The organism is Amycolatopsis sp. WAC 01416, from assembly GCF_003947485.1.
Lineage (GTDB): Bacteria > Actinomycetota > Actinomycetes > Mycobacteriales > Pseudonocardiaceae > Amycolatopsis.
On record NZ_QHHX01000009.1, the window covers coordinates 17,796 to 42,134 of the forward strand.

Sequence of the window (24,339 nt, forward strand, 5' to 3'; positions counted from 1 at the left end):
CCACCGCGGGAATGTGCCCGCGTCGGAACGGCTCGGCCGGGCGGTGCCGTTCCTCCGTTAGCGGCCGACGGGCTGGGCGATGTCCGAGCCGCCGGTGTGTGGCGTCGGGACGTAGCCTGGTTCCGGCTTCGGCAGCGTCGCCAGGCAGTTCGCGGAGCACGCGTTCACCAGCAGTGGCAGTACGTCGGTGCCGACCCGGCTGGAGATCCATACCTGGCGCAATTCTTGGTTGACCGGCCTGTCGCAGACGCTGCAAGTCCGTACGGCGGTGATTCCCCACACGCCCGGATCGAGCTCGGCGAAGTCCGCCTGGTTGGCGTGGGTGACTGGCCGCAGTGCCGGAAACGGTGGCCGGAACTTGCTGTTGCCGTAGAGGACGCGGGTGCTTACCGTGCTGTCGGTGACCTTTATGCACCTGGTGAGTTCGTACGGGTACCAGTGCAGCCGGTGTGATGTGTAGGGCTCGAACACCTCAAGGTTGGTCATAGCTCCGATCTCGGGTGGCAGGCGCACCAGGTTCGTGCCGTAGAGGACCAGCCGCCTGACCGCGGTCAGCTTCGCGATCGTGGACGGCAAGGTGACGACCTGCCGTCGTTCCGCCGCGCTCATCCCCCTGAACGGAGTGAACTCCGTCCGGCCATCCGCGGCCGCCTCGTCGATCAGTGTCAGTAGGTGCTGCCAGCCTTCTGCCGCGTGGTCCTGCGTGTCCTTGTGGAAGGAAACGGTCACCGGCCGGGTCGCCTTCGAATAACCGACGCACCGGCAATGATCCCGGCCGGGCTCACCTTGCGGGGATCCGACGGCGTCGGCGAACCGATTGGGGAACACCTGCGGTGAGTTCTCGTCCGGCGACACCTGTGAAGCGTATCGATGAGGGTCGGGTAACGGTTGCCCACCGCGACGACCCGCAGGGCGCAACCCCCTGTCATCGGCATGACCGGGTGTTTTGGCTCGTGCCGTCGTGCTGCAGACGTCGGTAGTGCGTCTCCGCGTCCGCCGGAAAATCGGTCCCTACCATGGAGTATGTTGATGGTACTGAGCTTCGCTCACTCATGCCAACGGCAGGGCAGCGGGTCTGGTCGCTGTGTATCGCCGCATGAGCGGAGATTCGAAACCTGACTAAGGGTGGTCGATGAGCGCCTACACGATCGCGGCCATAGGTGCACTCATCGACACCCATCGCGAATTGGTCCCCGTCCTTGAGGAACATCTCATCGAGAACGAGGGCGAAGTTTTGCCGCATCTCGTGATGGCCGACGTCGTCCGATGGTTGGTCGAGCATCGCACCTCTGACCCCGAAGTCTGCAGCTCGGTGGTGGGTTGGCTCGAAGAGGAATTCGGGCGGGGCCCGGAGGAGGTACGCGGGCTGATCACCGTGAGCGGCGTCGAGATGATCCCGGATCCCGGTCACCCCGGTGCTGAGCTTCGAGACCTGTTGGGGCCTGTTCTTCGTGAGGCGGACCCGTGGTCCGCCTGATCATGTCAAACATCACTCGGCGAGTGACCGGGCATTGAACTGCGGTTATGGAAGAGCCACGGTAATCGAGCTGTGCCGCGCAGCCTCCGTTGGAGACAGTGGGTACGAGGCTCAGCCGAGATATGTTCTCTGCTCGACAGCGAGAGTCTGGCTATCTGGCACGCGCCGCAGGCGGCCGACCGGGCCTGGCGGAACGACCCTGCGGCGCGGCCAAAAGGATCAGAGAGTTGTGGAGCATTCGCGACCGGTGAATGCCTGTCGGCGACCTTGGCCAGTCAGGCAGTGTCATGGTGCTGGACGCCTTCGCCGATTTGATCAATTATCATGCGCAGACAGCCGGATGAGGGGGGCGCATGACGACGTTGCTGGTGCGGGTGGCGGGGGACGAGGACCTCGACGCGGAGACGCGGAAACTCCGGAGTGCCTTGCTGGAGCTGGACGTCGCGGACGTCCGCTTGCCTGTGGTCGTCGCGCCCGACGGCGCGAAAGGCACCGGAACTGACATCGGGGCGATGATCGTCAGCCTGGGTGGTTCCGCAGTGCTGACCGCGCTGGTCACCGGCGTCTGCCAGGTGCTGCGGACCTGGGTGACCCGGGACAAGGACCGGCGCGTGGTGATCGAGGTCGGTGGCAACAAGTTGGAGCTGACCGGAGGGAACGCCGAACAGCAGGCGCGCGCGATCGAAGCCTTCACGAAGACGCTGGAGCTGGAAGCGGACTGAAGACATGGGTGTCCGCGACGCACTCCTCATCGCCACCGGCACGTACAACAGCGGACGGCTCGCCGAGCTGCGTTCGCCGGCCGCGGACGTCGGCGAGCTCGCCGACGTGCTGGCCGATCCCGCGATCGGCTGGTTCGAGACGCGGCAGGTCGTCGACGCGCCCGCGCATCAGGTGATGCGGGCGATCGAAAGGTTCTTCCGCAACCGCGGCACCGACGATCTGCTGGTGCTGCATATCTCCTGTCACGGCGTCAAAGACGACGACGGCCTGCTGTACTTCGCTTGTGCCGACACGGATCCGGAGCTGCTCGCGTCCACCTCGGTACCAGCGGAGTTCCTGCACGCCCAGATGGGCCGGTGCCGCGCGAAGTCGATCGTGCTGTTGCTGGACTGCTGTTTCAGCGGGGCGTTCGTACCGGGCATGAAAGCGTCCGCCGGAGTGGACGCGAAAGAACAGCTGTCCGGCTACGGGCGCGCGGTCCTGATGGCCACCGGACGGACGGAGTACGCGTGGGAAGGGAACCGGTTCCGGGAGCTGGAACCAGAGCCTTCGCGTTTCACCGAAGCCATCGTCCACGGTCTGCGCACCGGGGAAGCGGATCGGGACGGCGACGGCAGGGTGGCTGTGGACGAGCTGTACGAGCACGTCTACGAGCGTTTGCGGGAATCCGGCGTCAAGCAGACGCCGCAATGGTCGTCGGAACTGGTGCACCGCGTGTACCTGGCGAACCGGGCGATTCCCCTGCAGACGGAGCAACCAGCGAAGTCCCGGGCCCGGCCGCAGCGCCGTGCCCGCCGCGGGCAGGACGCGTTGATCATGCTCGACGTCCCGCTGAGGGACGCGGTCGTGGGCAAGGTCGAAACGGTGCAGATCGAGACCGCGGTCACGTGCGGAGAATGCCAAGGGCTCGGCACTGCCGCGGATTCCGTCGTCGACCGGTGTTCCGGATGTGGCGGGGACGGCCGCAGGGAAGGGGAGGACTGCGGGGCCTGCGACGGGTTCGGGACGCTCATCACTGATCCCTGTCCGGTCTGTGACGGCGACGGCCGGGTCCGTGTGCGGAGGCAGACGACATTCAGCATCCCGCCTGGGGTGGCGACCGGTATGCGCATCCGGCTGGCGGAGCAGGGTGAAGTCGGGCCTGGCGGCGGGCCTGCCGCCGATCTTTACGTCGAGATCAACGAACTGCCCGACGACCGATTCGAACGGCGTGGCAACGACCTGTTCTGCACGACCACCATCCCGGCCGCGATCGCGCGCGACGGCGGGATCGTCGACCTGGACACCTTCGACGGCACGAAAAAGGTCCGGATACGGGGCGGGATGAAGTCCGGCCGGACGATCCGTGTCGCCAGGCTCGGCGTTCCGCGGCTCGGCGCGTCCGGCAAGGCGGATGACCGGGGAGATCTGATGGTCACGGTGGACGTCGACCGGGGCTAGGCGGGCACAACGTCGAGACCGAGAACTTCACGCTGCCACTCGGCCTGGTGACCTTCCAATCCCAGTACACCGCACGCGTGCTCGCACTCGCCGAACGCCGCATCGTCGGTGGACTCAGGTGGCGACGAGCGCGGCCGCACGCTCACGATCATCGAGACCGCCAAGTCGGCCGGGCACGCCCGGATCGCCGAGAAGAACACCAAGATCCTCGACAACCTCGACAAGATCATCACGACCTGCGAGAGCTGCGAGGACGACGAGGTCGTCCTCGGCGGAAAGGTCGCACAACTCGATGGCGCCAGCTGACAACGCACACCACCTCATCGAAGCCGCTGCGCGCTGAACGGCCGCTGCCCGGAAACGGGCCGAGGACACGCTGCTTGCGGTGAAGAACTCCGGCGAAGCAATCAACGCCTCCAAGCTCGCGAAGCGGGCCGGCGTCTCTCGGTCATGGCTCTACTCCCAGGCCGACCTGATCGCGGCCGTGCGAGAAATCAGCCAGCATGCACAGGCACCACGGTCAGCGCCGGCCACCGACCGATCTCTCCAAGTACGGCTCCAGTGGCGCGTCACGTCGCTGACCGAGCAGAACGACCAGCAACGTCTCCAACTCGAACGCGCCTACGCCGAGATCCGACGTCTCCAGGCACAAGCTCCCGGAAGCATCACACGGTCCTGACGGGGAAAACTGGGGACCTCACGGATCTACTCGCGGATTCAACTGTCGCGTATTCATTGTGAGGGTGGCCGGTCTGGTCACGGTGTGTGGCGCTCGCTGGATGCGTAGCGGTTCCAAAGGCATCAAACGCGAACTCTTGTGGTGGCTAGTCAAAATCTTAAACTAGTCAACGCGCCGACCCGCGGCAACCTCCGCACGGTATGTTCGCCCCAGGGGACACAGGTAACCTGGGCAACACAGGCGGCCGGTTGACACATGTAGGCGCTGCCTGCACTCGTTGTCCGATATGGTCGAGTGCTAGTCGAACAGCACGAACGCGCCGCCGCTATCGTCAATAGTATTGGGCACGATCCGCGTGGGACGACCCATCAGATGCGTGAGGTCCTGTCCGTAGAGGACCGTCGCGACGAACCTCTCGTCATTGGCCTGGTCGATGCTGGCCAGCCAGATTCCGACGATGCCGCCGGACCTGTCGCGGACCATCGCGAAGTTGCCCCCGGAGTCGCGCCGCTCTTCTGGCCGCACCTTCTCCGCCTTCGGCTTGCGCCGCAGTCGCCCGAACAGGCCCGGCTTTTCGGGCGGCGTCAGCATGTCTCTGACCGGCCGCGACACGCGGATCATGCCGTCGTTGGCGCAGGTGGCGATCCTGACTGCGCCGTCGCCGCCGGTCACGGCGATCAGCGAATTGATCGTGGCCGCGTTGAACTCCGCGTTACCGAAGGCGGGTCCGTGCCGGTTGAACAGCCCGGTCACCAGCTCCTGGCTCGCCGGGTCCCACAGACGGACGCCGGACTCGCTAGCCCGCGACGCGAGGGCTAGCAGCGTCCGGTCGCCCAGCGGGACTGCCACGAGCGCGTCCACCGGGGTATCGAGTTCGCCGCGGCCCACCAGCTCTCCGCCGTCCAGGTCCCATATCTCGATACCCCGTCCCACCGCGACTGCCAGCCAGGACTGCCCGCCCGTGCCACGAAGGGGTGTCATCACGCCGCGAAAGGGCTGGGACAGCCCGAACTCGCGACCGTTGAGCTTTCCCGTCGGCATCGAGACGCCACACTTCGAGCCTGCCACCGTTGTCCACGGCGAACCCCGCAGTCCCGTCGGCGAACCGCACGCCGGTCGGTTTGTACACGCGATTGCCGACGCCGCCCTCGGGCGTCTCAGGGAACTGGATGGCCGAACGCTGCTCGCCGGTCGCGGGATCAACGATCCGAATGATGTCCTTCTCGGCCGTGACCAGCAGTTCGGCACTTGAGTCCGTCGCCGGTATCGCCGCCATCCCCATCGCCCAGCTGACCTCATACTCGCGCAGTGGCACGTCGGCGGTGCCGAACGTGGCCAGGTCCCACACCGACACGGCCCGCGGCCCGCAGACAGCCAGGGCGGGTCGGCCGCCGATCGTCACCACGGCCATGTCCCACACCGCGGTCTCGCCCACCTGGCGCCGCTCATCGTGCGTCGCCCCACGGGCGACGTCCCACAGCTGGACCCAAGACTCGCTGTCGGCGCAGGCCACCAGCGGCCCACCAGGCACGGCGGCCAGCCGCATCAGGTTGTACACCTCACCACGCAGTTCGAGTTCGACGTGCATGGCGCTCCCAACGTCGGAATCCGCTGCCACGCACCATAGCGAGATCGGCCGAGGACCGCTCCCGACCCGCTGCAGCACGGTCTATACGAAGCCTGCGCCATGAAGCTCTACTACGACCACACAACCCGCAACGTCGCCATCCGCGCCACCCACCAGAGTCCCACCCCTAACGAGCTGGTCTGTGTCGCGAACCTGAGCATGATCCGCGCAAGCAGGGGCGATCCTGAGGGAGCACGAGCGCTGCTCTGGCGCGCCTACAACGCGGGAATGTACTGGGTGCTTCCGCAGATCGGCGAACTGCATGAGGAGCAGGGCGCTCTGCGCCAAGCCGAACGCATTTATCGCAGGTCTATCAGAGAACTCGGCCGACTCTCGTGGACTGCAGTGACAGGCCTCCTCCGCGTGTACGAGTCCACGGGGCGACACGACCGTGCTTACGCACTGGCCATGGCGAAGCCGAAAGACTTCCTGCCGATCTTCGCCACCGCCCGCGCCAAGGGTGGTGATCGCGCGGGTGCTGAACGGCTCCTGCTCAAACTGGTGGATGCCGGGCACCCCCGGTTCCTGGTGCAGGCCGCCTCGATGCGCAAGCACGAGGGTGACCTCGAAGGCGCAAGGCGGATGCTTCGTCGCGCACGCGATGCCGGTGTAGGGGGCGCGGAGAAGGCACTCAGAGAATTCCAAGCCCGTGACACACTCCCGAGTGGAGAGTCCGGCTGAGTCTCGGTTATCGGGTGGACGGCTGCTACAGGGACGAACCGAGCGGATGGTCCGCCCGAAACCCCGGCAGGATCAGGAACGTCCCGGTCGCAGTGGTGGTCACGAACCGCATCGACGCGTCCTGTTCGTCCACCGTCGAGCTGTTGCCTCTGCGCTCTCGGCAGCGCTTGCGCACCCACTTCTTCTGACCTCCTCCTTGCGAAAGGCGGAGCATTGTCGACAGCGGGGCGCGACGAGGAAGCTCGCGAAGTCTTGACTGAAGCCGCGTCGTGGGGAGACCTCGACGCAGCCGAGCTGGGGGTTCGAACTCACACGGCGCCATCGCGCGTCTGAGCCGGCGTCCGCAGCGGTGACCTGCGACGCCGTCCCCGGGCCTTGAAAAATAAAGAAACCTTCACTCGGTAGTGTTGAGTGAAGGTTCTCGTAACTGGTGAGTTCTCACCTAAAGCGGGTGTCCGAGGGGGGACTTGAACCCCCACGTCCGTTAAGGACACTAGCACCTCAAGCTAGCGCGTCTGCCATTCCGCCACTCGGACTTGCTGATGTGAGAAGAGTATACGTCGCCTCGGAGGCCTCAATCAGGGGGGTCTGTGTCGTCACGCAGACCTACATTGAGACGATGATCGGTTACCCTCCGACAGCTTTTGTGTCTCCGGATGGATGGATAGTACGGGTAAGTCCCCAGGTCGGAAGCTAGAAATGCGTAGCGTGACTGCCGGTGACAGAAGGTCGTGGGCGGCGGGGAATCAAACCCGGTCACGGAGCGCTTACACGTGCTGTGAAGAAGATTGGTTTCCTCTCGTTTGGCCACTGGTCGGCGAGTGAGCACTCCGAGACCCGGTCCGCCGCGGACTTCCTGCATCAGTCGATCGACTTGGCGGTCGCGGCCGAGGAGCTCGGCGTGGACGGTGCCTACTTCCGTGTGCATCACTTCGCGCGGCAGGCGGGCAGTCCGTTTCCGTTGCTGTCGGCGATCGGCGCGCGGACCTCGAGGATCGAGATCGGGACGGGCGTGATCGACATGCGCTACGAGAACCCGATGTACATGGCCGAGGAGGCGGGCGCCGCCGACCTCATCTCGAGGGGCAGGCTCCAGCTCGGGGTCAGCCGGGGGTCCCCGGAGCAGGTGATCGACGGGTGGCGGTACTTCGGTTACGGGCCCGCGGAGGGGCAGACCGCCGCGGACATGGCGCGGCAGCGCATCGAGGTCTTCCTCAAGCTGCTCGACGGCGAGGGGTTCGCGCAGCCGAATCCGCGGCCGATGTTCCCCAATCCGCCGGGGTTGTTGCGGCTCGAGCCGTACTCGGAGGGGTTGCGCGAGCGGATCTGGTGGGGATCCAGCTCGAACGCGACCGCTGTTTGGGCCGCGGAACAGGGGATGAACCTGCAGAGTTCCACGCTCAAGGACGACGAGACGGGCGAGCCGCTGCACGTTCAGCAGCGCAAGCAGATCGAGGCCTACCGCGAAGCCTGGAAGGAGGCCGGCCACGCGTGGGAGCCGCGGGTGTCGGTCAGCCGCAGTATCTTCGCGTTGACCAACGACCTGGACCGCGCGTACTTCGGGCGTGATCGGAACTCGCGCGACCAGGTAGGCATGATCGACGAGACGACCAGGGCGATTTTCGGGCGGTCGTATGCCGCGGAGCCGGATGAGCTGGTGCGGGCGCTCAAGGAGGACGAGGCGATCGAGGCCGCGGACACCTTGTTGCTGACCATCCCGAACCAGCTCGGTGTCGAGTACAACGCGCACGTCCTGGAGAGCATCCTCACGCACGTGGCGCCGGAGCTCGGCTGGCGCTGAGAATGCGCGATTCGGCGGATGGGCCGGGGCGCTTCGCTCGTTACGATCAGGGGATCCCCGGCCATCGGAGGGTCCCATGAGACTGCCCCGATTCCACTTCCTGTTCGGCCTCGCCTCGGTCTTCTGCCTGGCCCTGCCGCCGACGGCGCAAGCGAGCGCGCCGGCCCCGCTCGGCGGCGGGAGCGTGTTGCAGACCAGCGTCTCGTCCCGGTGCACGGCGGGATTCGCCGCCGTCTCCGGCAAGACCGGCTATCTGATCGCGAGTTCCTCCTGCGGCAAACCCGGCGACACCATCCGCAGCGCGGGCCGGGTGGTCGGGGTGGTCGTGGGCGCCCAGGTCCCGCCGACCGGCGCGATCGTCATCCGCGTGACCAACACGACCGACTGGCGGCTGGTGGGATCGATCCCGCCCACCGACAGCCGGGTGACGATCACCGGTTCGGTCGAAGCGCCGGTCGGCTCGTCGGTGTGCCGGTACGGCGCGACCACTGGCTGGCACTGCGGGATCATTCAGGCGAAGAACGTGTCGATCACCTTCCCCGAAGGAACGCTGACCGGCTTGACCCGCACTTCCGTATGCGCCGAGCCGGGTGACAACGGCGGGCCGTTCGTCAGCGGGACGCAGGCGCAGGGAGTACTGGTCGGCGGCAGCGGGAACTGTTCCAGCGGCGGCACCACCTACTTCTTCCCGGTCAACCGCGTCCTGTCGGCCTACGGGCTGACGATCCTCACCGGAACCTAGAACGGCAGCGCCCTCGGATACGGGGGAGGGGAGTGCCGCGCGAACGCGGGCGTGGTCGTGACCCGGGCTTCCCCGACGGCGTCGAAGATCGTCTGGTGTTCCGCGGCGAGCCCGGCGGCTTCGGCGTTCAGCGCGGCAGGTCCGCTCGACGGCCAGTGTCCGCGGTCCAGTCGCCGCTCCAGCGTACGCAGGGCGGTGATCTCCTCGGACGCGGTGAACACACAGTGTCCGGCCCGGTTCACGAACAGCTGACGAAGGTTCCCCGGGTCTCCGGCCAGCGCGACTCGCTCGGCGTAGGCGCGTTCGTGTGCCGCCGGCGCGGTGCCGTCCGCGATGGTGTGCATGGTCAGCACCGGGAACGGCGTGCGTCCCAGCGGCAGCCCGAATCGCGCCAGGTAACCCACGGCGGCCGGATCAGGCGAGACACGTGGCGCCCTCGCCAACTTGTCGAGGTCGGTGCCGAGATCAAGGCCCGCTTCCGCGTAGGCGCGTTCCACCAGCGGCCGCTCGCCTGCCTTCGCCAGGATCCGCCGGTAGTCGACACCCACGTTCCAGCTCGGGTTGCCGCCCGCGCGCTGTTCCAACGCGACCCTGTCGACGCCGAACGCACTGGCGCGGTAGAAGCGATCCCATACGCCCTGCCAGAAAACCTGATCGGCGACAGCCGCCGGCCGGGGACGGGTGGCGTCGAACCAGCCGGGGATCTCGGCCAGCGCGTTCGCCAGCGCGAGCCGGGCCTGGCCTTGCGGGTTCGCGGTGGAGGCCTGGACCACGTCGGCGAACTTGCCCGCATTGGCCGCGGGGTCGGTGATCCGCACCAGTTCCAGCCGCGCGTCGAGCAGTGTGTTCAGCGCGTAGCCGAGATCGAGCCCGGAGTTCCAGTGCGCGGCCCCGCCGGCGAGGTTGCCGCAGAAGGTCATCAACCCGGCGAACCGGCGCGGGTTCCGCTCGGCGAGCAGGGTCGCGGTGATCGCACCCACCGATTCGCCCGCCGCGATGGTCCGCCGGGGCGTTCCGACCGTGCGAGCGAACCAGTCGTGCAACCGGATCTGGTCGGTCAGCGCTTCCTCGATCGACCAGCCGCGCACTGCCCGGTACTGCGACGCGGCCAGCGCGTAGCCCTGCTCCAGCAGGTAAGACTCGGTCGTGGGCTGTGAGGTCAGCGCGATCCGCTCCGGCTCCGGATACGCCAGGGAGTACATCCCGTGACTCCACAGCATGAGCGTGCCGTTCCAGTTTTCCGGCACCAGGACCAGATAACGCGCGCCTTCGAGTTCGCCCTCGTATCTGGTCACCGGGCCGGCGGCCGAGGCGCCAGGACTCACCAGCCCCAGTAAGACGGTGAGCAGAGCCAGGAAAGTCAGACCACGCCGTGCCATGACCATCACCCCGGGAGTCATCCTTCCAGCGCGGGGTGAATTGTCCAGATCCGCTTGGCCTAACTGAAGATGACCGAGCGCAGGAGAAGTCTGTCCGAACCGCGGCCGCCGTTGGGGCGGAGCGTGAAGTAGGAGTCGCTCGCGCAGTCGTCGTCCAGGAACACCACCGCGGTCGAGTCGGTGTCGTTGCGTGGACGGAACGCGTCGACGTCCCAGTCGGCTATTTCGGGGATTTCGATGCATTCGCCGCTGGGTGGGTCCACCAGGATGCCGACCTGGAGCTCTTCGTGTTCGTCGTAGTAGCGGTAGGTGAATTCGCCCTCGGCCGCGGAAGCCACCGCGGGGATCGTGAAGCACAAGGCGACGGCACTGGCAATGGCCAGGAAAGCGGTACGTGTACGCATCCTTCGACGTTAGGACGATGATCAACATCGCCGGTAGGTCTCGCGGCCAGATCCACTCTGGGGAGTGGACCGGAGTCCGGCCGGTGATCGATAGTGAGGGTCATGTACACCGGCAACCCCGACGTCCCCGACGACGTGTTCGCGGCCGTCCTCGGCCAGATCGACGACTTCGTCCGTACCCGCGTGATGCCTCGTGAGCTGGAGATCATGAGCACGGACGCCATCCCGGCCGATCTGCGGGCGCAGGCCGCGGCGATGGGGTTGTTCGGGTACGCGATCCCGCAGGAGTGGGGTGGACTCGGCCTCGATCTGGTGCAGGACGTCGAGGTGGCGATGACGCTCGGTTACACGTCCTTGGCGTTGCGGTCGATGTTCGGGACGAACAACGGGATCGCCGGGCAGGTGCTGGTCGGGTTCGGCACGGACGAGCAGCGGGCACGGTGGTTGCCGGGTATCGCGTCGGGCGAGATCGTCGCGTCGTTCGCGCTGACCGAGCCGGGTGCCGGATCGAATCCGGCCGGGCTGCGGACCAGCGCGAAGCCGGATGGCGACGGCTGGGTCATCGACGGCGGCAAGCAGTTCATCACCAATGCCACCGAGGCCGGTCTTTTCGTGGTTTTCGCGCGTATGGGCACCGGCATCGCGGTGTTCCTGGTGCCCGCGGACGCGCCAGGCATCACGATCGGCGCGAAGGACGCGAAGATGGGGCAGGAAGGCTCGCGCACCGCGGATGTCACCTTTTCGCAGGTGCGTGTCGGGCCGGAAGCACTCGTCGGCGGGGACGGGGATGTCGGCTACAAGGCAGCGATGACGTCGCTGGCCCGCGGCCGGATCCATATGGCGGGGCTGGCGGTCGGGACGGCGCAGCGGGCGCTCGACGAGTCGGTCTCGTATGCCGCGACGGCGACTCAGGGTGGCACGCCGATCGGGGATTTCCAGCTGGTGCAGGCGATGCTCGCCGATCAGCAGACCGGTGTGCTCGCCGGCCGGGCGCTCGCCCGTGAGGCGGCGCGGTTGTATGTGACGGGGCAGGACCGGCGGATCGCGCCGTCGGCGGCGAAGCTGTTCTGCACCGAGATGGCGGGGAAGGCCGCGGATCTGGCGGTGCAGGTTCACGGCGGAAGCGGCTACATGCGCGAGGTCCCGGTCGAGCGCATCTACCGGGACGTCCGGTTGATGCGGTTGTACGAGGGCACGAGCGAGATCCAGCGGCTGATCATCGGTGGCGGTCTGGTGCGGGCCGAGAAGAAGAAAGCATGACCCGGCCGCTCGAAGGGGTCACCGTCGTCGCCATCGAACAGGCTGTCGCCGCTCCGCTGGCCACCCGCAATCTCGCCGATCTCGGCGCGCGCGTGATCAAGGTGGAACGCGTCGACGGCGGGGATTTCGCGCGTGCCTACGACCACGCCGTACACGGCACCGGCGCGCATTTCGTGTGGCTGAACCGAGGCAAGGAGTCGCTCGCCGTCGACCTCAAGACCACCGAAGGCCGTGACGTCGTCCGGCGGCTGGTCTCGAAGGCCGACGTGTTCGTGCAGAACCTCGCTCCCGGCGCGGCCGAGCGGCTCGGTTTCGGTGATCTGCGGGCGGACCATCCCGAGCTGGTCGTGGTGAACCTGTCCGGATTCGGGGCGGGCGGGCCGATGGAGCGGCGCAAGGCCTACGACATGCTGGTCCAGGCCGAGGCCGGGCTCATCGCGATCACCGGCACCCCGGACGCTCCGGCGAAGACCGGGATCCCGACCGCGGACATCGCGTCCGGCATGTACTGCGCGCAGGCGGTGCTGGCGGCGTTGCTGCGCCGCTGGCGCACCGGCGAGGGCGCGACGATCGAGGTCTCGATGCTGGAGGCCACCATCGAATGGATGGGGTACGCGCTCAACACCCGGATGTACGCCGGAACCGAGCCCGAACGCATGGGCCTGAGCCACAGTTCGATCGCGCCGTACGACGCCTTTCCCACCCGTGACGGCCAGATGCTGATCGGCGTCCAGAACGACACCGGCTGGCGCACCCTCGTCACCGACGTCCTCGACGCGCCCGAACTCGCCGACGATCCCCGCTTCACCACGAACGTGCGACGCGTGGCTCACCGCGCGGAATGCGACGCCGCCGTCGCCGCCCGGACTTCGCGGTGGTCCAACAGCGAACTCGACGAACGGCTCGCCGCGGCAGGGGTTCCCGCCGCCCAGCTCAAGGACGTCGGCCAGGTCGCCGATCATCCCCAGCTGCGGGCCCGTGATCGCTGGCGCGAGGTCGGTACCGAATTCGCCCGGATCGACGCTTTGCTGCCGCCGGTGACCTTCGACGATTTCGAGGCGTGCATGGGCGACGTCCCGGCGCTGGGGGAACACACTCGAGCCTTGCTCGTCGAGTCCGGAGTGGACGCCGACGACTACCTTCGCCGTGGCATCGCCCGCTGAATTCCGGGAGCGACTGGAGGAACTCCAGGTTTACGCTCGAGATCATGCGATTCGCCATCAAGACTTCGCCGCAGGACACCGTCTGGTCCGACATGCTCGCCGTCTGGCAGGCCGCCGACGAGATCGAACTCTTCGAATCGGGCTGGACCTTCGATCACTTCTATCCCATTTTCTCGGATTCGACCGGTCCGTGCCTGGAAGGGTGGGTGACCCTCACCGCGCTCGCGCAGGCCACGAAACGACTCCGGCTGGGCACCTTGGTCAGCGGGATCCACTACCGGCACCCCGCGCTTCTCGCGAACATGGCCGCGACGCTCGACATCGTTTCCGGCGGCCGGCTGGAGATCGGCGTCGGCGCGGGCTGGAACGAGGAGGAATCCGGCGCGTACGGCATGGAACTCGGCACCATCAAGGCACGCAGTGACCGGTTCGAGGAGGCCTGCGAGGTGCTCGTCGGCCTGCTGACCCAGGAGAGCACCACCTTCCAGGGCGAGCACTATCAGCTGACCGACGCCCGCTGTGAACCGAAGGGTGTGCAGAAGCCACATCCGCCGATCTGCATCGGCGGCAGCGGCGAGAAGCGGACCTTGCGCACGGCCGCGAAGTACGCCCAGCACTGGAACTTCGTCGGCGGCACGCCGGAGGAGTTCGCGCACAAGCGGGAGGTGCTGCACCGGCACTGCGCGGACATCGGCCGGGATCCGAACGAGATCACCTTGTCCTCGCACGTGCGTCTCGGCACGGACGGTGAGTACGCCAAGGTCGCCGCGGGCGTCGAAGCCCTCGGTGAAGCGGGCCTCGACCTGGCGATCATCTACCTGCCGCCGCCGCACACGCCAGCCGTGCTGGAGCCGCTGGCGAAGGTGCTCGAGCCGCTGCGCTGAGGACTCGAAGACCGGCCGGGGAGCGACGGCCCGTTGCGGAACCGGCCGGTCTCGCTATACGGTGACAGAACTAGAACAGGTTACAGTTCTGCACGGTGGGCGGACCGAGGAGCGGACATGGCGAACAGGGCTGCGCGCGGCGACGAGGCCGACTACGTGGTCGTCGGATCGGGCAGCTCGGGCGCCGCGATCGCGGGCAGGCTGGCGGAAACCGGAGCCAGCGTGATCGTGCTCGAGGCGGGCAAGAGCGACCAGAAGATGCTCGTCAAGAAGCCGGGGCTGGTCGGCCCGATGCACGCGGTGCCCCAGCTGAAGAAGCCCTTCGACTGGGGCTACTACTCGGTGCCGCAGAAACATGTTCTCGATCGGCGGATGCCGGTGCCGCGCGGAAAGGTGGTCGGCGGCTCCAGCTCCATCAACGGCATGGTCTACGTCCGCGGCAACCGCGCCAACTTCGACTCCTGGGCCGCCGAGGGCAACAAGGGCTGGGACGCCGACAGTGTCAACGCCGCGTACAAGCGGATGGAGGACTTCGAGGACGGCGAGAGCGACTTCCGGGGCGCGGGCGGGCCGATCCGGGTCACCCGCAACAAGACCCCGCAGGAGGGCACGCTCCAATTCCTCCAGGCGACCGCCGACGCGATCGGCTGCGAGATCCTCGACGACTACAACGCCGAGTCCCAAGAGGGCGTCAGCCGGATGCAGCAGAACGCCGCAGACGGCCTCCGGTACAGCGCCTCGCGCGGCTACATCCACCATCTCGCGCCCGCCACGCTGCAGGTCCAGTCCGGAGTGCTGGCGAAGAAGGTACTCATCGAGAACGGCCGTGCGGTCGGCGTCGAGGTCGTCGACGCGAACGGGGGACAGCGCACGCTGCGCGCGGGCAAGGAGGTCATCCTCGCGGGAGGCTTCGTCGGGTCCGCGCAGCTGCTGATGTTGTCCGGGATCGGCCACGCCGAGCACCTGAAGGAGCACGGCATCGACGTCGTCGCGGACCTGCCGGTCGGGGACAACCTGCACGACCACATGTTCCACGCGCTGACCTTCCGCGCGTCGTCGAGCAAGAACAGGGGCACGCCGCCGTACTTCGCGCGCGGCCTCGTCAGCGAACTGATGCGGCCCGGCACGACGTTCCTGGCGAACTCGGTCTTCGAGGCGGTCGCCTTCCTCAAGACCTCTCAAGCCGCCGAGGTGCCCGACCTCCAGCTGCACCTCCTGCCGTGGGCGTACGTGACGCCCAACCAGGACGCGCCGATCCGGCACGACGTCGACAAACGGCCCGCGCTCACCGTGCTGACCACGCTGATCTACCCGAAGAGCCGCGGCACGCTGCGCCTCGCTTCGGTCGATCCCACGGCGGCGCCGCTCATCGACCCCCAGTACCTGTCCGACCCGGCCGATCTCGAAGTGCTCGGCGAGGGCTCGGAGATGGTCCGCGAGATCTTCGCCTCGGGGGCGTTCAACGGCTCGATCAAGGAAGAACTCCACCCGGGCAAGGGGTTGCGGGGCCAGGAGTTGCGCGACGCGATCCTGAACCGCGCGACCTCGGTCTACCACGGCGTCGGCACCTGCCGGATGGGCGTCGACGAGCTCGCGGTCGTCGGTCCCGACCTGAAGGTCCGCGGTGTCGACGGCCTGCGGGTCTGCGATGCCTCGATCATGCCGTCGATCACCGGCGGCAACACCAACGCGCCCGCCATCATGATCGGTGAGATGGGCGCGCAGCTCGTCCTGTCGGACAACTGACGGAAAGAGGGTCATGACCGTCACACCGCTCGCGCTCACCCGTCCGGCGTCGGTGACCGACGCGTTCCTGCGACGCCTCGTCGCCCGGGTGCCGGGCTCGTCCGGCGCGACCTGGAAGCTCACCGAGGTCTACACCGGTGACGTGCTCGTCGAACTGCCCCAGTCGACACCCGCCGACATCGAGCAGGCGTTCACCACCGCTCGCGCCGCGCAGGAGAAATGGGCCGCGACACCGCTCAAGCAGCGGCTGGAGGTGTTCAAACGGGCGCACACGCTCTTCGTCGACAACGCGCCGGCCGTCACAGACCTCATCCAGGCCGAGAGCGGCAAGAACCGGCGGATGGCGATCGAGGAGACCTGTGATCCGGCGATGGTGATGAGCCATTACCTCACGCGGGCCACCAAACTGCTGGCGCCGACCAAACGCGGCGGGCCGGTCCCGTTCCTGACGACGTCGACCGAAGTCCGGCAGCCCAAGGGCGTGGTCGGGATCATCGCGCCGTGGAACTTTCCTTTCGCCACCGGCATTTCCGACGCCGTCCCGGCGCTGATGGCCGGGAACGCGGTGGTGCTGAAACCCGACAACAAGACCGCGCTTTCCCCGCTCTACGGTGTCGAGCTGCTGGAGAAGGCCGGGCTGCCGAAGGGCCTGTTCCAGGTGGTGTGCGGTGAGGGGCCCGACGTCGGCCCCACCCTCATCGACCAGGCGAACTACGTGATGTTCACCGGTTCGACGGCGACCGGCCGGGTGATCGGCGAACGGGCGGGCCGCAACCTCATCGGCTGCTGTCTCGAACTCGGCGGCAAGAACCCGATGATCGTGCTCGAAGACGCCGACCTGGCCGAGACCGTGCAGGGCGCGATCTTCGGCGCTTTCGGCAACACCGGGCAGATCTGCATGCACATCGAGCGGATCTACCTGCCGGAATCCCGTTACGACGAGTTCAAGAAGGCTTACGTGGCCAAGACCAAGGCGCTCGACGTCCGCGCCGCCTATGACTTCGGGCCGGACATGGGTTCGCTCGTCTCCGTCGACCACATGAGCCGCGTCAAGTCGCATGTCGACGACGCCGTCGCGAAGGGCGCGACCGTCCTTTGTGGAGGAAAGCCGCGGCCCGATCTCGGCCCGGCGTTCTTCGAACCGACGATCCTCGAAGGCGTCACGAAGGACATGCTCTGCGGTGTCACCGAAACCTTCGGACCCGTTGTCGCGCTGCACAAGTACCGCACGGTCGACGAGGCCGTCGCGTTCGCCAACGACACCGAGTACGGCCTCAACGCCTCGGTCTGGGGCGCCGACGTCGGCGCCGCCCGCGCCGTGGCCGCGCGGATCGAGTCCGGCAACGTCAACATCAACGACATCCTCGCCACCGCGTACGCCGCCAAGGGGACACCGTCCGGCGGCGTCAAGAATTCGGGCGTCGGCGCCCGCCACGGGGACCAGGGCCTGCTCAAGTACACCGACGTGAAGAACGTGGCGGTGCTCAAGAAACAGGTCATGGGCCCCCGTGGCGGCCAGACCTACGAGAAGTACGTCGAGGGGATGCTGTCCGGGCTGAAGCTCATGCGGCGGTTGCGCATCCGCTAGGCCGTGTCCGGGGAGTCTGTGTGCTGCGGAGCGGCCAGCACGCAGACGATGCTCAGCACGCACATGCCGATCAGCAGGCCGATCGCCGGCCAGACACTGCCCGTCGCTTGGAACAACAGGGTCGACACCAACGGCGAGAGGCCGCCGAAGAGCGCGCCCGCCAGCTGGTAGGACAGCGAGATGCTGGTGTACCGCGCCCGCGGGCGGAACATCTGCGACAGGATGGCGGCGATCGGACTGTAGGTCGCCGTCATCGCGAGGCGCATCGCCACGAACGCCGCGATGATCAGCGCCGCGTTCTTGGTCGAGAGCACCAGGAACTGCGGTGCCGCGAGTACGGCGACACCGACAAGGCCGATCACGACCACCCGCACCCGGCCGAAGCGATCGCCGAGCCAGGCCGCGCCGAAGCTGACGACCAGTTCGACGAACGCGGCGATGGTGAGCGCGTTGAGCACCAGCGATTCGGAGACGCCGACGGCCGGATCGGTCGCGTACGCCGTCGCGAAAGTGGTGACGAGGTAGTAGCCGCCGACCGCGACGGGCAGCACGCAGATGCCCAGCAGGATCGGTTTCCAGTTCGTCCGGACGGCGTACAGGATCGGCGCGCCGGTTTCCTCGGCGGCTTCTTCGAAGACCGGCGACTCCTCGACCTTCAGGCGCACGATGAGGCCGACGCCGATGAGCAGCACGGAGGCGAAGAAGGGGATCCGCCAGCCCCACGTGGTGAGCCATTCGGTGCCGCCGATGCTCAGGAGACTGAACAGGCCGGTGGCCAGCAGCGCGCCCGCCGGATTCCCTGCCTGTGCGAAGGCGCCGTAGAAGGTCTTCTTGTCCGGCGGCGCGTGTTCGACGGCCATGAGCACGGCGCCGCCCCACTCACCGCCGACGGCGAGCCCTTGGACGAACCTGAGCACCACGAGCAGGATGGGCGCCCACGTGCCGATCTGCGCGTATCCGGGCAGGCAGCCGACGAGGAAGGTCGCCGCGCCCATCATGGTCAGGGTCACCACGAGCGCGGTCTTGCGGCCGACCCGGTCACCGACGTGCCCGAACACGATGCCGCCGAGCGGCCGTGCGAAGAACCCGACCGCGTAGGTCGCGAAGGCCGCCGCGACTCCGGTCAGCCGGTCGCCGGTCGCGGGGAAGAACACGGTACCGAAGACCAGGCTCGCCGCCGTGGCGTAGATGTAGAAGTCATACCACTCGATCGTGGTGCCGACGAAGGCCGCGAGCCCGGCCCGGCGGGCTCGACGGAGCGACTGGGTGTCGGTTTGGACGGTCATCGGGCCACCTCGCCGTCGATCCAGGTTTCGAGCACGCGGATACCGGCGATCCGGTCCGGCTCGCAGGTGAGGGGATTCTCGCCGAGCAGCACGAAATCGGCGCGTTTGCCGGGGCTGATCGAGCCGAGGTCGCGCTCACGGCCGAGCACCCTGGCGCCGGCGATCGTGTGGGCGGCGACGGCCGACCGGACGTCGATCAGCAGCTCGTCGCCGCCGAGCCGGTGGCCGCGCCGGGTCGTCCTGGTCACCGCGGTCTGGATGGCTTCGAGCGGGTTCGGCTCCGCGACCGGGGCGTCCGAGCTCAGCGTGACCGGGACACCCGCCGCCTGGAACTCGCCGAGGGGGTTGAATCGCTCGCCGGGGGTGCCGACCGCGTCGGTGACGCCTTCGCCCCAGTTGTAGTAGTGCTGCGGCTGGTTGACCGGGTGGACGCCGAGCGCGGCCATCTGCTTGATCTGCTCCGGGGACGGCAACCCGCAATGCTCGATGCGGTGACGGGCGTCGGGCCGGGGATTTCGCCGCTGCGCGTCCTCGATGGCGTCGAGCACCATCGCGATGGCGTCGGGGGACTGGGCATGGGTCGCGGTCTGGAGCCCGGCCTCGTGCGCCTTGCCGATCAGCGCGGAGTAGTCCTTCGGGTCGTGGTAAAGCTGCCCGGTGCGGCACGGATCGCCGACGTAGCCGTCCGGGAAGTACGCGGTCCAGCCGCCGAGCGTGCCGTCGGCGTAGAACTTGATCCCCGCGAACGCGAGCCGTGTGGTGCCGAAAGCACCGTGCAGCCCCATTTCCAGAGCTTGGTCGAGCAGATGCGACAGCAGGTACATGTGGACGCGCGTCTTGAGCAGACCGGCTTCGTCCAGCCGCAGATACATGTCGAATTCGCGGCGCGTGACCTGGGCGTCGCCGATCGCGGTCACGCCCGCGGCGAGGAACTTCTCCTGCGCGGCGGCCAGCTGCCGCGCGTGCTCCTCCGGCTCGTCCTCGAGGTGGAAGTTCGGCCCGTGCCGCCCGACCTTCACCCCGGTGACGCCGGTGAGGATGTTGCACGCCGCGTCCGAGAGCTCCCCGGTGAGTTCGCCGTGCTCGTCACGAAAGAACACGCCGCCGTCGGGATCCGGGGTGTCGCGGGTGATGCCGTTGCGCCGCAACGTGAAGCTGTTGACCACGCCGCCGTGCCCGCTGGCGTTCATGAGGTAGACCTCGCGGTCTTCGGCGACCGCGTCGAGCTCCTCCTTGCGGGGATGCCGCTTCTCGGCGAGGTTGCGATGCTCGTAGCCGTAACCGCGGACAGGCCTGCCCGCCGGGGTGTTCTCGGCCGCTTCACGCAGCAGCGCGACGATCTCGGGAATGGTCGACGCGCGCTCGGGACCGCAGTCCACCCAGGTCATCATCTGCCCGTACATCAGCGGATGCGCGTGCGGATCGATGAAGCCGGGCAGGAGCGTGCCCGGCAGCCGTCGCACCTCCGGCTCGGGGTGGCCGAGGCCCGCCGCGCGGGCGCGGCATTCGTCGACCGAGCCGACGGCGGCGATTTCCTCGCCGAACACGAGTACCGCTCCGGCGCCTTCGGTGGCGTCGTCGACGGTCACCAGCTCGTCGGGAAGCAGGATCGTCGCTCTCGCGTCGAGGACTGAACGATCGAGGGGCAACAGACGCATCGCGCGGACTCCAGGGATTCGACGGTGAAGTGGGGCGAAGGTAAGCGACGAGAACCGCGAGCGCAATCAGATCGGTCGTGCACGGACAGTGTTCGCGATCGATATGTCGGCGATCATGGACAGAACGCGCAACTCGGCTGTCGTTCGGGCTGCCTGGCCGGTGATATGGTGCCGTCTGCCGTCGGAAACTCAGCAGAGGGGAAACCGCCGTGGACGACGCGTTGGTCGCGGCTTTGCGCGCGGACGGCCGGATGAGCGTTGCCGATCTGGCTCACCGCGTCGGGGCGTCACGGTCGGCCGTGTCGGCGCGGCTGGAGCAGCTGAAGGCCGACGGTTCGCTCAACGTGGTCGCGGCGGTCCATCCCGAGTTCCTCGGCCTGACCGCGTACGCGCATCTCGCGATCCGCACGTCGGGCCGTTCGCAGGCGACGACGGACGCCATCGCGGCGCTGCCTGCCGCGGCCTTCGTCTCCGCGGTGAGCGGGGAGTACCAGACCGTCGCCGAGCTGCGGTTGCCCGATTCCCCGGAGCTTTACCGCACGGTGGCGGACATCCGCGGCCTGCCGGAGGTGGAGCAGGTCAACACCCTCGTCTACGTGGACGTGGTCAAGGGCCTGTTCATGCCCGGCCGTCCGCTGCCGCCCTGGCTGCGGCTCGACGATCGCGACCTCGCGATCATGTTGCGCTTGCAAGCCGACGGGCGCGAAAGCTACGCGCGCATCGCCGAACACGTCGGGCTTTCGCCGTCGGCCACCCGCACCCGCGTGCGCTTCCTCGTGGAACACGACGTCATCCGGATCGCGCCGGTACTCAGCCGGGCCCGTCCGGACGCCGGCCTGGTCTGCGGGATCGGCCTGAACGTGCGGGGCGCGGGGGACTCCGTGACGGCGGCGCTCGCCGCGCGCGACGACACCGAGTTCCTCGCCAGGACCATCGGCCGGTTCGACGTCGTCGCCACCATCGCGGCGCAGTCCGCCCGCGACCTCGACCGGGCGCTCGAAGAGATCAGTGGCAGGCCCGACGTCGTGACCGCGGAAACGTGGGTCCACCTCCGTATCGCCAAGGAACGGTACGAGTGGCCGTTGCCGACCGCGGACGAACTCGCACGCCGCTAGTCGTTGTCCAGCAAGGATTTCCGGATCTCGGTCTTGAGCACCTTGCCGATCTTGGACCGGGGGAGATCCGGCCAGATCAGGATCTCCTTGGGGGTCTTGACGCTGCCCAGCCGCTCCTTGACCACGGCACGGAGTTCTTGCGCCACCGCTGTCTTCCCGGTGTGGAGCTGGACCACGGCGGTGATCTGCTCACCCCATTTCTCGTGCGGCAGCCCGATCACGGCACAGTCCTGCACCGCTTCGTGGGCCATGAGCGCCTGCTCGACCTCGGCCGAGTAGACGTTGAAGCCGCCGGTGATGATCATGTCCTTGGCGCGGTCGACGATGTAGAGGTAATGATGCTCGTCGAGATACCCGATGTCGCCCGTGTGATGCCAGCCGTGCGCGCTCGCTTCCGCCGTCGCGGCCGGATTCTTGTAGTAGCCGAGCATCACCAGCGAACCGCGGACGACGATCTCGCCGCGTTCGCCGGGCGGCAGCAGTGCACCCGTCTCGGACATGATCGCGACCTGGGTGAGCGGGGTGGGCCTGCCCGCGGAGGTGAACCGTTCGAGCGCGAGCGAGCCGTCGGGATGGACGTGGTCGGCGGGGGCGAGGGTGGAGATCATCATGGGCGCTTCGCTTTGGCCGAACAACTGCCCGAAGACGGGGCCGATCCGGGTGATCGCCTCGGCGAGTTTCGTGGCCGACATCGGCGCGGCGCCGTACCAAAGGCATTGCAGCGACGAAAGATCGGCACTGTCCAGCGCCGGATTGTCGAGCAGGAGGTAGATCAGGGTCGGCGGCAGGAAGGTGTGCGTGATCCGGCGGCTTTCGACCAGCGCGAGGAACTCGCCGAGGTCCGGCGACGGCATCACGACGATCTCGCCGCCGAGCGCCAGGACCGGGAAGCAGAGCACCCCCGCCGCATGCGTCAGCGGGGCGAGCGCCAGATAGCGCGGCCGCCCGGTGAACGGGTAGCTCATCAGCGTGAGCGCCGACATCGTCTCGACGTTGGTACCGCTGAGCATCACCGCCTTGGGATGGCCGGTCGTGCCGCCGGTGCCGACGAGCAGGACCATGTCGTCGAGCGGGGTCTCCTCCCACGGCTCGGCCTCATCGAGCCATTCGGAAAACGGGACGGCGCCGGGCATCGAGCCGTCGAGGCAGACCACTGTGGACAGTTTCGGCAGGTCGGGAAGCATCCGGGAGACGAGCGGTGCGAAAGACTCCTGCACCAGAAGGCAGGTGCAGTCGAACAGGTCGAGCAGTTCCCTGTTCTCGGCGGCTTCGTTGCGCGGGTTGACCGGGCACCACACGGCGCCGGCCCGGCCGATGCCGAACACGCAGCCGAACGACAGCGGATCGTTCCCGGACAGGATCGCCACCTTGTCGCCGGGCTTGACACCCGACCGGGCCAGCGCCCGCCCCACCCGCCACGACAGTTCCCGCACTTCGCCGTAGCTGAGGGATGTGTCGCCCATGGTGAGGCAGGGTGCCGCCGGATCGAGTGAAGCGCCCTTGTCGAGATAGTCGGTCAGTCGCACGCGCTCGTCCTCCCGGTCAGTCGTGGACGGTCAAGACCGGCTTCGAAACCAGCCCGAAGCTTCGTAGCACGCCGAGCAGTTCGCGGTGGCCGAAAGCCTGGCACCCGGACGCGAAACCGACCCGTTTCGGTGGCTGTTGCAGCAGCGAGTACGCACCGTATGCCTGCATCAGCCCGGTCTGCTTGTAGTTGCAGGTGCCGTGGATGACGCAATGCGCGCGGCCCAGCGGTCCCGAGGCGTGCACCGAATCGAGCGACGTGTTGAGCCGCTGGTTCTCCCGCGGCGGCATCTCGTCGCGCACCGCCGCGGCCTGCTCCGCCAGCACGCGCATCTTTTCGTCCAGCGGCAGGTCTTTCACCTGTTCCAGGACGGCCGCGACGATCTGCGGCACCCCCTGCATGAGCGCGCGATCGAAGACGCCGCCGACGGCCTTGACGTTCGCCACGCGGGCGTCGTTCTTGAACCAGACCGGATGCGACGTGCCGCCCCAGGGCAGGGCCAAGCCGGTCTCGTGATGGCCGGGCACGGTGACGTCCTGCAGGCCGCCGTCCGCGGGCCAGGGCAGATACTCGTTCTGCTCGAGGTAGTAGGCGGCGGACAGTGCGGCGTTGACGAGGATGGTCTTCGTCGAAGCGACCGTGGGATAACCCTTCCAGAAGACCAGGATGTCCAAAGTGTCCAGTCCAGGGGTCTCCAGGCAGAGGTTCGCCGCGATCTCGCCGGTGGTGTACATCTGCGCGATGCCGGGGGAGAGCAGGAGGCCCTTCTCCGCCATCTGCTCGCCGTAGCGGTCTTCGGCGGAGATCAGCCAGTCCTGTTCGCCGGTGGTGTCGAGATAATGCGTTCCGGTGCGCAGGCAGGCTTCGACGACCTCGTGGCCGTACTCACTGAACGGGCCGACGGTGTTGCAGACGACCTTGGCGTCACGGAACAGTTCGGTGAGCGCTTCGACGTCGTGCGAGACCTCGACGACCTCGTGGTCGATGGTGTCGAGACCGGGGACGTGGTCGAGCGCCTCCTGGATGCGGGCCTTGTCCCGGCCGGCGGCGATGAACGGGACGTTGTACTCGCGCAGGTACTCGCAGATCAGCCGTCCGGTGTAGCCGGAGGCGCCGTAGACCACGACGGGCTTGGGGCTGCTCATAGGGATTCCTTTCGGT

22 protein-coding genes and 1 tRNA gene are annotated in these 24,339 nt (G+C 67.6%); 14 read left to right on the plus strand and 9 right to left on the minus strand.

Going from position 1 to position 24,339, the window contains the following annotated elements:
* Positions 1-57: 57 nt before the first annotated feature.
* Positions 58-855, minus strand: a complete 798-nt coding sequence (locus DL990_RS28885; RefSeq protein WP_233620605.1) for a leucine-rich repeat domain-containing protein — start codon at positions 853-855, stop codon at positions 58-60.
* 277 nt (positions 856-1,132) lie between these two features.
* On the opposite strand from DL990_RS28885, the gene DL990_RS28890 reads away from it, so the two are divergent.
* The 5 genes from DL990_RS28890 to DL990_RS28910 all read left to right on the plus strand — a co-directional run bounded on the left by DL990_RS28890 (position 1,133) and on the right by DL990_RS28910 (position 4,319).
* Positions 1,133-1,477, plus strand: a complete 345-nt coding sequence (locus DL990_RS28890; RefSeq protein ID WP_125788137.1) for a hypothetical protein — start codon at positions 1,133-1,135, stop codon at positions 1,475-1,477.
* A 353-nt stretch (positions 1,478-1,830) separates the two neighbouring features.
* On the plus strand, positions 1,831-2,199 hold the full coding sequence (locus DL990_RS28895; protein WP_125788136.1) for a hypothetical protein: 369 nt from the start codon (positions 1,831-1,833) through the stop codon (positions 2,197-2,199).
* 4 nt (positions 2,200-2,203) lie between these two features.
* On the plus strand, positions 2,204-3,640 hold the full coding sequence (locus DL990_RS28900) for a DnaJ C-terminal domain-containing protein (RefSeq protein ID WP_125800543.1): 1,437 nt from the start codon (positions 2,204-2,206) through the stop codon (positions 3,638-3,640).
* A gap of 108 nt (positions 3,641-3,748) precedes the next feature.
* A complete protein-coding gene (locus DL990_RS28905) occupies positions 3,749-3,946 on the plus strand; it encodes a hypothetical protein (protein WP_125800544.1) in 198 nt (65 codons plus the stop codon).
* A 79-nt stretch (positions 3,947-4,025) separates the two neighbouring features.
* The gene (locus tag DL990_RS28910; RefSeq protein ID WP_125788133.1) at positions 4,026-4,319 is read left to right on the plus strand and encodes a hypothetical protein; all 294 of its coding nucleotides are present in this window, start codon (positions 4,026-4,028) and stop codon (positions 4,317-4,319) included.
* A 297-nt stretch (positions 4,320-4,616) separates the two neighbouring features.
* On the opposite strand, the gene DL990_RS28915 is transcribed toward DL990_RS28910, so the two are convergent.
* Positions 4,617-5,360: a hypothetical protein gene (locus tag DL990_RS28915; RefSeq protein ID WP_125800545.1), complete on the minus strand. Its 744-nt coding sequence runs from the start codon at positions 5,358-5,360 to the stop codon at positions 4,617-4,619.
* Positions 5,361-6,006: 646 nt separating this feature from the next.
* Between DL990_RS28915 and DL990_RS28920 the strand changes: the two genes are divergently transcribed.
* Complete coding sequence (locus DL990_RS28920) at positions 6,007-6,627, plus strand: lipopolysaccharide assembly protein LapB (protein ID WP_125800546.1); 621 nt, start codon at positions 6,007-6,009, stop codon at positions 6,625-6,627.
* 452 nt (positions 6,628-7,079) lie between these two features.
* On the opposite strand, the gene DL990_RS28925 is transcribed toward DL990_RS28920, so the two are convergent.
* Positions 7,080-7,163 (minus strand) — tRNA-Leu (locus tag DL990_RS28925).
* A 242-nt stretch (positions 7,164-7,405) separates the two neighbouring features.
* Here DL990_RS28925 and DL990_RS28930 point away from each other — a divergent pair.
* Complete coding sequence (locus DL990_RS28930; RefSeq protein ID WP_125784730.1) at positions 7,406-8,428, plus strand: LLM class flavin-dependent oxidoreductase; 1,023 nt, start codon at positions 7,406-7,408, stop codon at positions 8,426-8,428.
* A gap of 76 nt (positions 8,429-8,504) precedes the next feature.
* Positions 8,505-9,170, plus strand: a complete 666-nt coding sequence (locus DL990_RS28935) for a S1 family peptidase (RefSeq protein ID WP_125784729.1) — start codon at positions 8,505-8,507, stop codon at positions 9,168-9,170.
* Here DL990_RS28935 and DL990_RS28940 read toward each other — a convergent pair.
* Complete coding sequence (locus DL990_RS28940; RefSeq protein WP_125800547.1) at positions 9,167-10,549, minus strand: hypothetical protein; 1,383 nt, start codon at positions 10,547-10,549, stop codon at positions 9,167-9,169. The two genes, DL990_RS28935 and DL990_RS28940, sit on opposite strands and share 4 nt — an antisense overlap.
* 59 nt (positions 10,550-10,608) lie before the next feature.
* Complete coding sequence (locus DL990_RS28945; RefSeq protein WP_125800548.1) at positions 10,609-10,953, minus strand: hypothetical protein; 345 nt, start codon at positions 10,951-10,953, stop codon at positions 10,609-10,611.
* A gap of 102 nt (positions 10,954-11,055) precedes the next feature.
* Here DL990_RS28945 and DL990_RS28950 point away from each other — a divergent pair, with 102 nt between their 5' ends.
* The 5 genes from DL990_RS28950 to DL990_RS28970 all read left to right on the plus strand — a co-directional run bounded on the left by DL990_RS28950 (position 11,056) and on the right by DL990_RS28970 (position 17,594).
* Entirely contained in the window at positions 11,056-12,213 is a 1,158-nt protein-coding gene (locus tag DL990_RS28950; RefSeq protein ID WP_125800549.1) for an acyl-CoA dehydrogenase family protein, read from the plus strand.
* Positions 12,210-13,376: a CaiB/BaiF CoA-transferase family protein gene (locus DL990_RS28955; protein WP_125800550.1), complete on the plus strand. Its 1,167-nt coding sequence runs from the start codon at positions 12,210-12,212 to the stop codon at positions 13,374-13,376. The genes DL990_RS28950 and DL990_RS28955 overlap by 4 nt, the downstream gene beginning before the upstream one ends.
* 44 nt (positions 13,377-13,420) lie before the next feature.
* On the plus strand, positions 13,421-14,260 hold the full coding sequence (locus DL990_RS28960; protein WP_125800551.1) for an LLM class F420-dependent oxidoreductase: 840 nt from the start codon (positions 13,421-13,423) through the stop codon (positions 14,258-14,260).
* Between the two features lie 117 nt (positions 14,261-14,377).
* Positions 14,378-16,006 (plus strand): GMC family oxidoreductase, encoded by a 1,629-nt coding sequence (locus tag DL990_RS28965; protein ID WP_125800552.1) that lies wholly within the window; start codon positions 14,378-14,380, stop codon positions 16,004-16,006.
* 13 nt (positions 16,007-16,019) lie between these two features.
* Entirely contained in the window at positions 16,020-17,594 is a 1,575-nt protein-coding gene (locus tag DL990_RS28970; protein ID WP_125800553.1) for a succinic semialdehyde dehydrogenase, read from the plus strand.
* On the opposite strand, the gene DL990_RS28975 is transcribed toward DL990_RS28970, so the two are convergent.
* Together DL990_RS28975 and DL990_RS28980 are read right to left on the minus strand one after the other, a co-directional pair.
* Entirely contained in the window at positions 17,591-18,880 is a 1,290-nt protein-coding gene (locus DL990_RS28975; protein WP_125800554.1) for an MFS transporter, read from the minus strand. The two genes, DL990_RS28970 and DL990_RS28975, sit on opposite strands and share 4 nt — an antisense overlap.
* Positions 18,877-20,538: an amidohydrolase gene (locus tag DL990_RS28980; RefSeq protein ID WP_125800555.1), complete on the minus strand. Its 1,662-nt coding sequence runs from the start codon at positions 20,536-20,538 to the stop codon at positions 18,877-18,879. Before DL990_RS28980 ends, DL990_RS28975 begins: the two co-directional genes overlap by 4 nt.
* A 209-nt stretch (positions 20,539-20,747) precedes the next feature.
* On the opposite strand from DL990_RS28980, the gene DL990_RS28985 reads away from it, so the two are divergent.
* Complete coding sequence (locus DL990_RS28985; RefSeq protein WP_125800556.1) at positions 20,748-21,653, plus strand: Lrp/AsnC family transcriptional regulator; 906 nt, start codon at positions 20,748-20,750, stop codon at positions 21,651-21,653.
* On the opposite strand, the gene DL990_RS28990 is transcribed toward DL990_RS28985, so the two are convergent.
* Complete coding sequence (locus tag DL990_RS28990) at positions 21,650-23,179, minus strand: AMP-binding protein (protein ID WP_125800557.1); 1,530 nt, start codon at positions 23,177-23,179, stop codon at positions 21,650-21,652. The genes DL990_RS28985 and DL990_RS28990 overlap by 4 nt on opposite strands.
* 16 nt (positions 23,180-23,195) lie before the next feature.
* Entirely contained in the window at positions 23,196-24,323 is a 1,128-nt protein-coding gene (locus tag DL990_RS28995; RefSeq protein WP_125784717.1) for a DUF5938 domain-containing protein, read from the minus strand.
* Between the last annotated feature and the right edge of the window lie 16 nt (positions 24,324-24,339).